Below are 13,047 nucleotides of genomic sequence, written 5' to 3'. Positions count from 1 at the left end.
ATTGTCATATTTGCTTCTTTAAGATATCCTTTTCATGAAGAGGTGGAAAACATGGAAAAAGTACTAGTTTTCGGGCATAAAAACCCAGATACAGATGCAATTTGTTCTGCAATTGCTTATGCAGAATTGAAAAAAGAATTAGGAATGAATGCTGAGCCTGTACGTTTAGGCGAAATCAGCGGTGAAACTCAATTTGCGTTAGACTATTTTAAAGTAGAAGGACCGCGTTTTGTTGAGACAGTAGCAAGCGAAGTGGACAACGTTATTTTAGTTGACCATAACGAGCGTCAACAAAGTGCTAACGATATCGAATCAGTTCGTGTGTTAGAAGTTATTGACCATCACCGTATTGCTAACTTTGAAACAAGCGATCCTATATACTATCGTTGTGAGCCAGTTGGCTGTACAGCTACAATCTTAAACAAAATGTACAAAGAAAATGGCGTAACAATTCGTAAAGAAGTTGCAGGTTTAATGTTATCTGCAATCATTTCAGATTCTTTACTATTCAAATCTCCAACTTGCACAGAACAAGATGTAGCAGCTGCTCGTGAATTAGCGGAAATCGCTGGTGTAGATGCAGATAACTACGGCTTAGAAATGTTAAAAGCTGGTGCTGACTTAAGCGGAAAAACAATGGAGCAATTAATTTCTCTTGATGCTAAAGAATTCCAAATGGGTAATGCGAAAGTTGAAATCGCACAAGTAAACGCTGTTGATACAAACGACGTTCTTGTACACCAAGCGGAACTTGAAAAAGTAATTTCTGCAGTAGTAGAAGAAAAAGGTTTAGACCTATTCTTATTCGTTGTAACTGATATCTTAACTAACGATTCTGTCGGTCTTGCGATCGGTAAAGCAGCAAACGTTGTTGAGAAAGCATACAACGTATCACTAGAAAACAATACAGCTACTTTAAAAGGTGTTGTATCTCGTAAAAAACAAATCGTACCAGTATTAACAGAAGCATTCCAAGCTTAATCGTATTGCGTACAGATGAACAGTAAGGACAAGTAGTCAGATTGGCTACTTGTCCTTTTTTATTTATAATAAGCAGAAATTTTTAACTTTTAAACAGTCGCATTGTGTATGCTTAATGATATGGAAGTATTGAAAAGTAAATTACAGGGGCTTTTTGAAAAAATATTGCATCTGTTTCAAAATTAGAGAGCTGGATTTCGGAGGAACTGCGTTTAAACGCTGAAATACAGATGTTGCGTTTAACTTTTTAGAAGAAAGGATATAAAGTTTTGATTAACGAATTAAAATAAGGATAGCGTTAGCTATCCTTATAATCGTTTATTCGTAAGATTTTTTCTTGTTTATATAAAATGTGATTATCGTAGTAATGAAGAAAATAGGTATCGCATACACTTGCCCAACAAATAACTTCCAGCCGACATAATTATAGCCTTCAGATGCTGGGATGATAACGGAAATAACGCAAACGATAAAATAGACTAATAGTGCAGGGATAATATTTTTCATTTTTATGAACCTCCCTTATTGTTTTATTAATACATACTTGTATTATAATTTAGTTTCATTATTTTGAAGAAAAAATGAAAAATTTTTTATGGTATTATAATATTTGCAATGAGAGTAATCTATAGTACGCATATGGTAAAATGTGTAATTTTAACTTTCAGAATTATTATATAGTATTTCGAGAAAAAAATGTACAAAATAACGAATTTTATTTACCAAAGTAAAGGGAGTAGAAATATATATGAAAAGGCTATGTATAATTCCATGCGGAAAAAAGAAAATTTGGGATAAACATTCAGACTACGGACCGATGGAAGCAAAAGATGTATATATTAGTCCGTTCGGAAAAGCATGTCAGGCGTACGCAACTATGTTTTTCGAAAACTGGGTTATATTATCAGCGAAACATGGATTTTTAAGACCAAGTGATATTGTATTAGAAAACTATGATCTTGCATTTGATTCAAAAAGCGATGAGGTAATAAGTATAGAGCAATTACAAAAACAGATGGTAGATAAAAGTTTACTACAGTTTGACGAAATCGTCTTACTAGCAGGGAAGAAGCATAAAAAAGTAGTGACAAAGTTATATCCAGAAGAAATGATTACATATCCGCTAGAGGGGTGTAAAGGAATTGGGTATATGTTGCAGAGGTTGAAAGAAGCTGTGAAGGAAGGGGAGGAAATATAGGTGTAGTTTCAGTGATTTTAAACTCTATTTATTTAGGGAGCTGAAAAGTAAAATAGAGTTTTTAGGCATCGCCGAAAGGGTGATGCTTTTTTGTTCGTGTCGTCATTCATGTAAAAGTAATTTAGAGAATAAATCATTCGATTTATGAAGCGATAGCTTTTTTATATCGAAAACAAATTGCGTCACTTTTAGAAAATATAGGACGTATGGGCACAGTTAAGATTGTAAGTGGGAATAGCAATAAGACAAGTTTTGAATAAGATATTAAGAAAGGAGATGTTGATGAATAATGGCTAGATATAGTTTGCACGGAGGACACAATAGTATTGTTCAAGGTGCTAATTTCGGGAATCGGAAAGAACACGTTCTAGATAGGCAAGTTAAAGATGCCGTGGCGGCTAAGTTAAGAGCCCTAGGACACACGGTTTATGACGATACGGACGAGGTAGGGGCAACTCAATCACAAAATTTAAATAATATCATTCGGAATAGCAATTCCCATGCTGTGGATTTAGTTATTTCTTTTCATCTTAATGCAAGTGATGGAAATGGACAGGGTGTTGAGGTTTTATATTATGATCAGAAAGATTTGGCGGCTAAAATCTCAGCTCAACTAGCAAAAGATATTGGATGGCGTGATCGAGGTGCGAAACAACGTACAGATTTAGCAGTATTAAATGGAACGAAGGCACCGGCTATTCTTATTGAATTAGGGTTTATTGATAATGAATCCGACATGGCAAAATGGAATGTTGATAAAATCGCTAATTCTATTGTATTTGCTCTTACAGGACAAACTGGAGGAGGTGCAGCGAATTTGCTCAAAGTAAAAACTGGTGGTGTAGCATTTAGTAATTTACAAGCTTTGGCTCAAGCTATGGTTGATGCGGGTATTGATGGACAAATTGTCGTTCAAAAAGATGGCATTGGTTATGCTATAACGAATGGCTATCCGTCCGGGAATATCGATAAATTTACAGCTTGGTTAGATGCACGTAAATGGTACTATGAGTACGTGAGATAAAACGAAAATTGGTTTGATTAAAAACTAAAAATTGTCTTATTTTTAGTTAACAAGTATATTAAGTAACTATAAAAATATGGACAATTTATATGTAAATTAGTACACAAAACCACCTGTCAGAAAGGTGGTTTTATTTATCAAGCTATTTGTGGGCGGTAAAATTCTCACCTCAAAATTCGGATGAAGCTAAGAAATTAGGTGGGAATTACACTGCTCGTAGACTCCTACTAATTATCGTTTCACTTTATATAGTTTAGAGTTTTGTAAATCTTTACTTATTAAACCCGTAATAATATTTTGTTTTCTCAATACATAAGCCGAATTTTAAATTATTACCCAATAATATAATACCTCTCATACTATTTATTAGTTGATAATAACAAAAAAACAAGCTTTGAATATAATAATGAAAAAGGAGATGTTAAATAATGGGTTATATTGTAGATATTTCGAAATGGAATGGCGACATTAACTGGGATATCGCAGCACCACAATTAGATTTCGTAATTGTACGTGTGCAAGATGGTTCAAACTATGTAGATCCTTTATATAAAAATTATGTACAAGCAATGAAAGCAAGGAATATTCCGTTTGGTAATTATGCGTTCTGTCGTTTCGTTTCAGTAGAGGATGCACGGATAGAAGCAAGAGACTTTTGGAACCGTGGTGATAAAAATGCAACAGTTTGGGTAGCTGACGTAGAAGTAAGAACAATGAACGATATGAGAGCGGGTGCACAAGCTTTTATTGATGAATTACGCAGATTAGGAGCTAAGAAAGTCGGTTTATATATTGCTCATCATATGTATGCTCCATTTGGAATGGCAAATGTCAATTGTGATTTTGTATGGATTCCTCGTTATGGTGGTAACAAACCGGCGTATCCATGTGATATTTGGCAATACACAGAGACAGGCAATGTGGCTGGTATCGGCAAGTGTGATTTAAATAAGCTGATTGGAAATAAGCCGTTAGCTTGGTTTACAAATCAAATTGTTGAGCCGATAAAAAAACAAGAAGGGGTTGGAATTATAGTGAATAAATATAACAAAGTAGTTACTTATGAATTTGGTGTAAATTTAATTTCTGACATGATTCAAATGATGGATAAGCTTGGATATACTTCTAAAATAATATCTCGTGGAGATAACCAAGGGCTTGTGTATTTCGAAACAGATTATCGTCAAGGGAACGAACTGGACAAAGCAACTGCTTGGTTAGATATGAAAGGAATTAAATATTTTTATACAAAAGAGTAGTTTGCTAAATAAAAATAAGAGCCGTCATGTGACGGTTTTTATTTTTATTTAATCTTTTAACTCTACTTATAATATGGAGAAAATAGACTAATAAACAAGCCTTTGTATACTTTCAAACATAGAATATGATGAATTCTATCAAGGAGGAAGCATATTTATGAGAAATACTTGTCATTGTGGACATTTTCAAGATTGTAATAAATTTTGGGATGATTTAATGTTTGGGAGATGTAGATGTAAGCGCAATGATTTTCACGAGTGTTGTTGCAAAGAGAAACCGAAGTGTGAGTGTGAAAAATGTCATTGTAAAACAAAAGCGAAATGCCATTGTAGGCATGAAGAGGAAGGGTATTAATAATAAAAAAGAGTACGATGCGTACTCTTTTTTGGGGTGATTATATTCCATCTTGAACAGATTTCTTTACAATTACCCATGTGTCTTTCTTTTTAACCGTTATAGCTACATTAGTTCCATTAGATTCCTTATAAAAGATATATCCATTGTTTGAGTTTACATATGTAACTGGTTCACCTATGCAATCTCGCGAACAGGATTTGTTGACTAGTTCAATTAAGGATAGTTCACTTGGATCGGTTTTACTGGCTTCTATAACAGCATCAAGGCTTGTTTTTCGATAACCTTGCAAGTTTATATGAAAAAGCTGCTCTATTTCTCCTGTAATGCTAGTGTTCATTACTTCTACTGAATTCTTTTTTTCTTGAAGAAAGCCGTTTTCATAAAGTAATTTTGTATAGCCAATCCATGCTATTAACACTAGCATGAAAAACATACCCGTCATTTTAAGTATTCGAAGTCGTTTGCTTATAATTGTTTCTGAGTATTTCATTCACTCTAATCCTCCAATGTTTTTAATTTAAAATATGCTTGGATACAGACTTTTAGAAGAGTATGAAAGTTAATGAATTTTCAATAAAAAAGAAAACATCCAGAGTTAGATGCTTTCTTTTTTGTATTTTTGGCTATCTGTTAGTTACTTGTTTCATAAGTGGTCTTATTTCTTTAACTGGTGGTTTCTTATCATAGGCATCAACGTAAGAAAAGTAGTAGTTTAAGTTTCTTAGAAGACCTTTTCCTATTTTTGCACTTAAGAAAGGAAATACTTGTCCAGTATAATCATCGAGAGATTTACAGTAATATTTTTCATCTAAATATATACTGTATTTACATGTTAGTTCTACTAAAGGATTCCCTTCATCATCAAATACTTCTTTAGAATCAATAATATCTATTAGTGCAAATTTTTCATTTAAGTAAACTTTCTTTTTTTTCTCGTGTTTATTTGTAAGTATAAAAACTAGACCAATCGCGTTAATCAAACTATTTCCTCCTATAAAAAACGGATATTAATAAAATATATCGATATAAGCTAAATGTAAAGAGGAGAGGTGAAATATCATGGAGAGAAAACTAAATAAGCCGATTTATGTTGGGAAATCGACTTATTTTTATCAAGTATTACTTAGTAGTAATACCTACTCTGATTAAAGTTTCACTTTATTGAAATACTTGCGGGAATTGTTTTACGATTGCGTTTGTTATCATGTCGGCCATTTCTAATGCTTCTTTTTCAATTTTATCGTAAAGTTCTACTCCTGCTTCATAATCTTTATTTAGGAAGGCAAGTGCTTCTGCTTTCGTTAGTGCTAAATGTTCATAAAACATTTTTCTAAATTCTTCTTTATCTATATATGGGTTGATACTGTTAAGAAATTCAATAATTGCGTCACCATTAGCGTACCATTTTTTCTCTATAGCGGCCGCTGCATTTTGATTACCAGCTTTTGCGGCTTTAACAAGATCCGCTGCAATTACTAAGTGATCTTTAATTAATGCACTATATTTTTTCACTGCATCTTCACCGTAAAATGGTTCAAGTGATAGTCCCATATGTGTTGCGTTTTGTAAAAGTCGCCCAACAGTAACGTTAACATCTGGTAAATTAAATACTATACTTACAATAGCCAATCTCGTCCAAGCGACGTGTTGTTCCCATAAAGAACGCATATACCCTTTTAAAAAATTCTCATTTTTACTAATTCGGTAGTTCCGTACGGATAAATCATAGTTTACATAAGGGTTATGGTAGGGGGAGTAATACGATTGCCAATAAGAATACATAAATAGTAACACTCCTTTGAACATGTATAACTCAAAGTATGATAAACATTTATTTTTAGTTACGTGTCCTAGATTATTTTTAGGGAATTTGAAATGGAGAAATTAGGTGAATGATGTTGTGGTATATATGAATAAAGTGAATATAAAGTAAAATAGGGTCTGCAAGGGAAGTTGCAGACCCTCAAAAGGGTATTGCCGAGATGTCGGACTCGACTACGTAATGTTATCATAAAATTCTTTTGAAAAAACCTGGTAAATGTGTCCAAATGAAATTGGTACCTTAATACAGTCAAAGGGACCTGCTTCCCGCGGCAGGTCCCAATAACTAGATAATGTCGATGAGCAAAAACTCATCTGGAGTACTTTTATAGTAACAAGTAAAATGACTTTTGTGTATTGAGAAAGAAGAATTGCATAATTATATGTGAACAATTTAAATCCCAACAATTTATGATTATCATTAATTGTTGGGATTTAAATATGGTTATAAAATGGAGAAAAGAAGTGGAAGTGAGATTGAGGTGCACAGAAGTATGTAATCATGAAAAAGACCTGCTAATATAAGCAGGTCAACTTAAGGGGTTTATCCAACAGATTATTATATATGTTAACAATTCAATTGTAGTAAGTTTATACGTTTAATATTGAGAAAACTTCTGTGAATAATATATTTTTTGTGCATATATTAACGTCTAAAAAGTTGAGAAAGAAAATTAAAAAGCTTTTTATAAGAGAATAATGCCTGATACTTATAGTATGATTCATATTTCCACGCATCATTATTAGAGAATTGGGGCTTTTGTGTTTTCGTTTTTGCCTTGATGGAACTCATATTACGATGATTCATATAGTAACCTCCTGAATTTATATGTATACGATTAGTAGTATTCAAGAAAGGGAAATAAAATGAACATTTAAATTGAAAATCTTTCTTCTTGTGTACTGGATTTACGTTATAAATGCTGTAAAACATATAAAATAATGATGCTAATTCATATTAAATAAGTGAAGAAACATAGAATAATGAAAAAACAATAAGCATCTAATCATCCCTTTCAAGTCGCATAAGTGATTGATATAATAGAAGTAGATGAAAGATAAAGAAAAGCAGGTGACTCTTTTTTGTTTACTAAAGCACAAGAACTTTTAGCGTCCTACTTTGGTTATTCTTCGTTTCGAAGAGGACAAGATGAAACAATTAAAAATGTACTAGATGGGAAAGATACGGTTTGTATTATGCCAACCGGTGGCGGTAAGTCGATTTGTTATCAAATTCCGGCATTAGTATTTGAAGGAACGACGTTGGTTATATCGCCTCTAATATCACTTATGAAGGATCAAGTAGATACATTGGTACAGAATGGCATTTCAGCTACATATATTAATAGTTCTATATCTATTGCAGAAGCAAATCAGCGAATTCAATTAGCGAAACAAGGACATTACAAGTTACTTTATGTGGCGCCTGAGCGTCTTGATTCGATGGAGTTTGTTGACCAACTTATCGATATGAAAATCCCTATGATTGCGATTGATGAAGCACACTGTATTTCACAGTGGGGACATGATTTCCGTCCAAGTTATTTACATATACATCGCATATTAGATTATCTTCCAGAAAAGCCGCTCGTATTAGCATTAACAGCAACAGCAACACCGCAAGTACGTGATGATATTTGTAATACACTTGAAATTAATCAAGAAAATACAATTATGACAACGTTTGAGCGTGAAAACTTATCGTTTTCTGTTATTAAAGGGCAAGATCGAAATGCATATTTGGCGGATTATATTCGTCAAAATCAAAAGGAATCTGGGATTATATATGCAGCTACTAGAAAAGTAGTCGATCAGTTATATGAAGATTTAATGAAGGCAGGAGTTTCTGTATCAAAATATCACGCTGGTATGAGTGATATTGATCGAAATGAGCAACAAGAACTCTTTTTACGAGATGAAGTAAGTGTAATGGTAGCAACATCTGCATTCGGGATGGGTATTGATAAATCGAATATTCGTTACGTAATTCATTATCAGCTTCCAAAAAATATGGAAAGTTACTATCAAGAAGCAGGACGTGCTGGTCGTGACGGATTAGATAGTACATGTATATTGTTATATTCTTCTCAAGATGTACAAGTACAGCGTTTTTTAATTGATCAATCAACTGGAGAATCACGTTTTTCAAATGAACTTGAAAAATTGCAAAATATGACCGATTACTGTCATACAGAACAATGTTTACAATCATTCATTTTGCAATACTTTGGAGAAGAACCGAAAGAAGATTGTGGACGCTGTGGTAATTGTACAGACAATCGCGAGAGCATCGATGTGACAAGAGAATCACAAATGGTTTTATCATGCATGATTAGAACGAACCAACGCTTTGGAAAGCAAATGATAGCGCAAGTATTAACTGGGTCGAAGAATAAGAAAGTTATTGAATTTAATTTTCATACTTTACCAACGTATGGGCTTTTATCGAACCGTAGTGTAAAAGAGGTCAGTGAGTTTATTGAGTTTTTAATTTCAGACGAGTTAATTGCAGTTGAACATGGCACTTATCCGACGTTAAAAGTAACTGAAAAAGGGAAAGAAGTATTACTTGGTAAAGAGAATGTTTTACGAAAAGAACGAGTAGAGACAAGACAAATTGTTCAAGACCATCCTTTATTTGAAGTGCTTCGTGAAGTACGTAAAGAAATTGCACAAGGAGAAGGTGTACCGCCATTCGTTATTTTCTCTGACCAAACATTAAAAGATATGTGTGTGAAAATGCCGCAAAGTGATTCCGAATTGTTGGCGGTAAAAGGTATCGGAGAACACAAACTTGTGAAATATGGCTCGCACTTCTTACAAGCAGTTCAGCATTTTATTAAGGAAAATCCAAATTATGGTGAAACGATTAAGACAGAAGTAGTTTCAGAGCGTAAAAAGTCAGGAAAAGCGTCCGCAAATTCTCATTTAGAAACGTATGAAATGTATAAACAAGGTATTGATTTGAATGAGATTGCAAAAGAACGTAACTTATCAAGACAAACAATCGAAAACCATTTAATTCGCTGCTATGAGGATGGAATGGAAGTAGATTGGCAAAGCTTTGTTCCAGCAGAGTATGAATCTCTTATTGAAACTGCCGTTCAAAATGCAGATGGTGGTCTGAAATCTATTAAAGAACAGCTTCCGAATGAAGTGAGTTACTTTATGATTCGTGCTTATTTACAAATAAGAAAGTAGAGGCATATAAAGGGGATAAGAATTTATGTATCATGTTTTCGTTTATGGAACGTTAAGAAGAGGACAAACGAATGCTCATTATATGCTAGGTGCAACATGCATCGCAGACAGAGCTTGGACATATGGAAAATTATTTGATACGAACGAAGGATATCCGGCCATGACTTATTCGATTGAAGAACAGGTGTATGGAGAAATTTATGTAGTAAATGATGAGATATTGTGTAAGTTAGATGAACTAGAAGAATATAAAGGCAATGCGGAGACTGATTTATATAATCGAATCACGCAAACAGTATATGTTGCTTATAGGGAAATTGAGGCATATGTGTATATCGCTCAGGATAAAAAGATGTTAAAGAAAGTGATAGACTCTGGAGATTGGCTTATGTATCAAAAAATATAATAAGGTAGTTTTAAAAATTGGAAAGCAGATAATGACGAATTCATTATCTGCTTTTTATTGTGTGAATAATTGTCGTTCTCTTTTTATTCTTATAGTTCTTAGTACGATTCCAATTCCGAGAAATAAAACAGTAGCAGCGACCCCGCTAGTAGGATTTAACCAAAAATCACTACTGTTTGTAAGAGTAATAATCCCTGTTATTGTAACTAAAACAGTAGGAACAGCATCCTCGATTGCATGCATGATAACACATGGCCAGACGGATTTTGTAAGTCTATATATTTCAACATACATAATTGACCAACAAACCATAAGGATACAGCCAGATAGAAGCATATTTAATCTTGAGATAGATTCAAAATATTCATTTGAAGAACCTCCTTTACTTTTATTTATCCTACTATTTGTGGGCAGTAAAACGCCCATTGATTAAAGTCTTTAATTTTTACAATATTTGTTAATAGATAAATTAAATAGGAGACAAATAGAAAGTAGTATCTTTTGTATGCATCACTATACTATATGTGTATTTGTGTGATTTAGATGTTGCATATTCTTTTTAAATTAGAAAGATGAAAAATAAGTTTTTTCGGAAAATTTAAACGGAAACTATTGACTTTATAATTGGGTTTTTAATACAATGATACTTCGACTGAAAAATTAGAACGGACAGGAGGGAATCGTCGAAATGAGCAACATATTTGAAGGTGAGTTACAAAAAATGAAGGATACTTTACATACGATGGATGAGCAATTGGATAAGCTTGAAAAAACCCCGGTTTATTATGGAGAAGATTTTAAAGAGCAAATTCTTGAAAGTATGAGGGAGTCTAATAGACAAAACTTACGTATTGGTGTGCAAGAGCCGTACTTTGGAAGGTTAGATTTTCAGGAAGATGGAAAAGAAGAAGTTATGCCGATTTATATCGGAAAAGTAGGGGTTTCGGATATGGACACGATGAAGCCAATCATTATTGATTGGCGGGCGCCTGTCGCAAGTATGTTTTATTCATTTACCGGTGGAGAAGAATTAGCATTTTATCAATCACCAGATGGGTTAGTAGAAGGTGATGTGTATTTAAAACGAAACATTTCCATTCGAAAAAGAGAACTTGAACGTGTTGTTGATACATATGTAAAAGGAAATGAAGATGTATCGCATGCCGATGATTTTCTTCTATATCGATTAGGTGAGAATAAAGATAATAAGCTAAAGGATATTGTTTCAACGATTCAATCGGAACAAAATGATATTATTCGAGCGGAAAGAAATTTACCATTACTTATTCAAGGGGTTGCAGGGAGTGGAAAGACAACAATTGCTTTACATCGCCTTGCTTTTTTAATTTATGAACATCGTGAACAACTAGAAGCAGAAAGAATGATCGTATTTGCGCCGAATAGTCTGTTTTTAGACTACATTTCGAGTGTACTTCCTGAATTAGGTGTAGGGAATATTAGTCAAACAACGTTTCTGGATTGGGCATTACGTACGTTAGATGATTCAGTGAAACTAAAGCAGACAGAAGAAAAATTGAAAGAAGCATTTTCAATTAATCGTGATCAAAAGAAGGTAATGCTAGGTAAATTAAAGGGTACGTTGGAATTTAAGAAGTTTATTGAAGAGAGAATGATCCAATTTGAAAATGAGTTAGTTCCGACAAAAGATTTTGAGGCGTGGGATAGAGCGATTATTCCAGTAGAAGATATTAAAAAATGGATGCAAGTTGAATATAAACATTATCCTTTACAGAAAAGAAGAGAACGATTAGTAGGACGAATGAAGCGCTGGATTGAAATTGAACTTAAAAAATTCGGGGAAACAAACGAGAAAAAATTACTTAAAAAAGAAGCGACTAAGAGACTGAACGCATATATGAAGTTTTGGCCGAAAATGAGTGCTCTTTCACTGTATAGTTCAATAGTAAAAAGTAAAGAAATACTCGAGGTATTACCTGAAGAACTTGTTAAAGAAACAGAAAAGAGTTGTCGTAAAAAAGAAGTGTATGTAGAAGATTTACCAGCTTTAATATACATACATCATCGTATAACAGGGATTGAAATCGGGCAGAAGTTTCATCACGTTGTTATTGATGAAGCGCAAGATTTTTCGCCTTTCCAAGTTTATGTATTAAAAGAAATTACATTAGGTAATTCTTTCACTATATTAGGTGATTTATCGCAAGCGATTTATGATTACCAAGGAATTGAAGATTGGAATGCTTTTAAGGAAGTATTCCAAGAAACCGGTTATTATGAATTGACAAGAAGTTATCGTTCTACAAAAGAAATTATTGAATTTGCAAATGAAATAATTAAAAATGCAGAAATCCCAGTAGGACTCACAACACCAGTCTTCCGCAGTGGAGAAGATGTGAAAGTAATTCATACAGAAAATCAATTTACTGAAATTGTGAAGACGGTAAAACATTTGCAAAATGCAGATGTGAAAACAATTGCGGTAATCGGAAGAACAGAAGATGAATGCCGTGATATATATGTGAAATTAACAAATGCAGGATTAACGGTAAACGTAATTGAAGCAAACCAAAGTAAATATGAAGGTGGTATATCAGTAGTACCTGTCTATTTAGCGAAAGGTTTAGAATTTGATGCGGTGCTTTTAATTGATGTGGATGAGGAACATTACAAAAACACAAAGCATGATGCAAAATTACTATATGTCGGATGTACGAGATCACTTCATGACTTATGGATTTTCTATAGTGGAGAAGCGTCACCTTTAATTAAAGGATTAAAATAAAGTGAAACTATAATCAGTGGGGATTTTTACTGCAA

Annotated in this window: 13 protein-coding genes and 1 pseudogene; 8 read left to right on the top strand and 6 right to left on the bottom strand. The window is 33.4% G+C overall.

Annotation, left to right across the window (positions count from 1 at the left end; all coding sequences use genetic code 11):
• The first annotated feature begins 51 nt into the window (after nucleotides 1–51).
• Nucleotides 52–981, top strand: a complete 930-nt coding sequence (gene ppaC, locus F3I02_RS21990) for a manganese-dependent inorganic pyrophosphatase (protein WP_000416865.1) — start codon at nucleotides 52–54, stop codon at nucleotides 979–981.
• 318 nt (nucleotides 982–1,299) lie between these two features.
• On the opposite strand, the gene F3I02_RS21985 is transcribed toward ppaC, so the two are convergent.
• Nucleotides 1,300–1,488 (bottom strand): DUF4017 family protein, encoded by a 189-nt coding sequence (locus F3I02_RS21985; protein ID WP_000789486.1) that lies wholly within the window; start codon nucleotides 1,486–1,488, stop codon nucleotides 1,300–1,302.
• A 241-nt stretch (nucleotides 1,489–1,729) separates the two neighbouring features.
• Here F3I02_RS21985 and F3I02_RS21980 point away from each other — a divergent pair, with 241 nt between their 5' ends.
• From F3I02_RS21980 to F3I02_RS21965, 4 genes are all read left to right on the top strand, one after another.
• Nucleotides 1,730–2,179 (top strand): DUF6884 domain-containing protein, encoded by a 450-nt coding sequence (locus tag F3I02_RS21980; RefSeq protein ID WP_000824872.1) that lies wholly within the window; start codon nucleotides 1,730–1,732, stop codon nucleotides 2,177–2,179.
• A 289-nt stretch (nucleotides 2,180–2,468) separates the two neighbouring features.
• Nucleotides 2,469–3,203 (top strand): N-acetylmuramoyl-L-alanine amidase, encoded by a 735-nt coding sequence (locus F3I02_RS21975; protein WP_000135279.1) that lies wholly within the window; start codon nucleotides 2,469–2,471, stop codon nucleotides 3,201–3,203.
• Between the two features lie 428 nt (nucleotides 3,204–3,631).
• Nucleotides 3,632–4,462, top strand: coding sequence for a GH25 family lysozyme (locus F3I02_RS21970; RefSeq protein WP_000540620.1), 831 nt, complete (start codon nucleotides 3,632–3,634; stop codon nucleotides 4,460–4,462).
• A 221-nt stretch (nucleotides 4,463–4,683) separates the two neighbouring features.
• A complete protein-coding gene (locus tag F3I02_RS21965; RefSeq protein ID WP_000503012.1) occupies nucleotides 4,684–4,857 on the top strand; it encodes a hypothetical protein in 174 nt (57 codons plus the stop codon).
• Here F3I02_RS21965 and F3I02_RS21960 read toward each other — a convergent pair whose 3' ends face one another.
• The 4 genes from F3I02_RS21960 to F3I02_RS21945 form a co-directional block, all read right to left on the bottom strand.
• Nucleotides 4,858–5,310 (bottom strand): hypothetical protein, encoded by a 453-nt coding sequence (locus tag F3I02_RS21960; RefSeq protein WP_000877572.1) that lies wholly within the window; start codon nucleotides 5,308–5,310, stop codon nucleotides 4,858–4,860.
• Between the two features lie 133 nt (nucleotides 5,311–5,443).
• Entirely contained in the window at nucleotides 5,444–5,800 is a 357-nt protein-coding gene (locus F3I02_RS21955; protein WP_000606231.1) for a hypothetical protein, read from the bottom strand.
• A 178-nt stretch (nucleotides 5,801–5,978) separates the two neighbouring features.
• Nucleotides 5,979–6,602: a hypothetical protein gene (locus F3I02_RS21950; protein WP_000287736.1), complete on the bottom strand. Its 624-nt coding sequence runs from the start codon at nucleotides 6,600–6,602 to the stop codon at nucleotides 5,979–5,981.
• Between the two features lie 685 nt (nucleotides 6,603–7,287).
• Nucleotides 7,288–7,449 carry a hypothetical protein gene (locus F3I02_RS21945; protein WP_001016536.1) on the bottom strand — a complete coding sequence of 54 codons (162 nt, stop codon included), beginning with the start codon at nucleotides 7,447–7,449 and terminating at the stop codon, nucleotides 7,288–7,290.
• Between the two features lie 275 nt (nucleotides 7,450–7,724).
• Between F3I02_RS21945 and recQ the strand changes: the two genes are divergently transcribed.
• Both recQ and F3I02_RS21935 read left to right on the top strand, forming a co-directional pair.
• The gene (gene recQ, locus F3I02_RS21940; RefSeq protein ID WP_196478437.1) at nucleotides 7,725–9,842 is read left to right on the top strand and encodes a DNA helicase RecQ; all 2,118 of its coding nucleotides are present in this window, start codon (nucleotides 7,725–7,727) and stop codon (nucleotides 9,840–9,842) included.
• Between the two features lie 25 nt (nucleotides 9,843–9,867).
• Entirely contained in the window at nucleotides 9,868–10,248 is a 381-nt protein-coding gene (locus tag F3I02_RS21935; protein WP_000274902.1) for a gamma-glutamylcyclotransferase family protein, read from the top strand.
• A gap of 54 nt (nucleotides 10,249–10,302) precedes the next feature.
• On the opposite strand, the pseudogene F3I02_RS21930 reads toward F3I02_RS21935, so the two are convergent.
• A pseudogene (locus tag F3I02_RS21930) lies at nucleotides 10,303–10,617 on the bottom strand (CPBP family intramembrane glutamate endopeptidase); the annotation flags it as partial.
• Nucleotides 10,618–10,936: 319 nt separating this feature from the next.
• On the opposite strand from F3I02_RS21930, the gene F3I02_RS21925 reads away from it, so the two are divergent.
• The gene (locus F3I02_RS21925; RefSeq protein WP_196478436.1) at nucleotides 10,937–13,012 is read left to right on the top strand and encodes a HelD family protein; all 2,076 of its coding nucleotides are present in this window, start codon (nucleotides 10,937–10,939) and stop codon (nucleotides 13,010–13,012) included.
• Nucleotides 13,013–13,047: the final 35 nt, after the last annotated feature.

Source organism: Bacillus sp. SRB3LM (genome assembly GCF_015712745.1).
Lineage (GTDB): Bacteria > Bacillota > Bacilli > Bacillales > Bacillaceae_G > Bacillus_A > Bacillus_A thuringiensis_K.
The sequence above is the reverse complement of the archived record's forward strand: the minus strand, read 5'-3'. Positions and strand labels throughout refer to the sequence as shown.

What these genes read in the sequence shown, in the direction of transcription:
- F3I02_RS21960 (WP_000877572.1), bottom strand. Translation starts at nt 5,310, where the DNA reads ATGAAATACTCAGAAACAATTATAAGCAAACGACTTCGAATACTTAAA.
- F3I02_RS21980 (WP_000824872.1), top strand. Translation starts at nt 1,730, where the DNA reads ATGAAAAGGCTATGTATAATTCCATGCGGAAAAAAGAAAATTTGGGAT.
- ppaC (WP_000416865.1), top strand. Translation starts at nt 52, where the DNA reads ATGGAAAAAGTACTAGTTTTCGGGCATAAAAACCCAGATACAGATGCA.
- F3I02_RS21970 (WP_000540620.1), top strand. Translation starts at nt 3,632, where the DNA reads ATGGGTTATATTGTAGATATTTCGAAATGGAATGGCGACATTAACTGG.
- F3I02_RS21975 (WP_000135279.1), top strand. Translation starts at nt 2,469, where the DNA reads ATGGCTAGATATAGTTTGCACGGAGGACACAATAGTATTGTTCAAGGT.
- F3I02_RS21945 (WP_001016536.1), bottom strand. Translation starts at nt 7,449, where the DNA reads ATGAATCATCGTAATATGAGTTCCATCAAGGCAAAAACGAAAACACAA.
- F3I02_RS21935 (WP_000274902.1), top strand. Translation starts at nt 9,868, where the DNA reads ATGTATCATGTTTTCGTTTATGGAACGTTAAGAAGAGGACAAACGAAT.
- F3I02_RS21925 (WP_196478436.1), top strand. Translation starts at nt 10,937, where the DNA reads ATGAGCAACATATTTGAAGGTGAGTTACAAAAAATGAAGGATACTTTA.
- F3I02_RS21950 (WP_000287736.1), bottom strand. Translation starts at nt 6,602, where the DNA reads ATGTATTCTTATTGGCAATCGTATTACTCCCCCTACCATAACCCTTAT.
- F3I02_RS21985 (WP_000789486.1), bottom strand. Translation starts at nt 1,488, where the DNA reads ATGAAAAATATTATCCCTGCACTATTAGTCTATTTTATCGTTTGCGTT.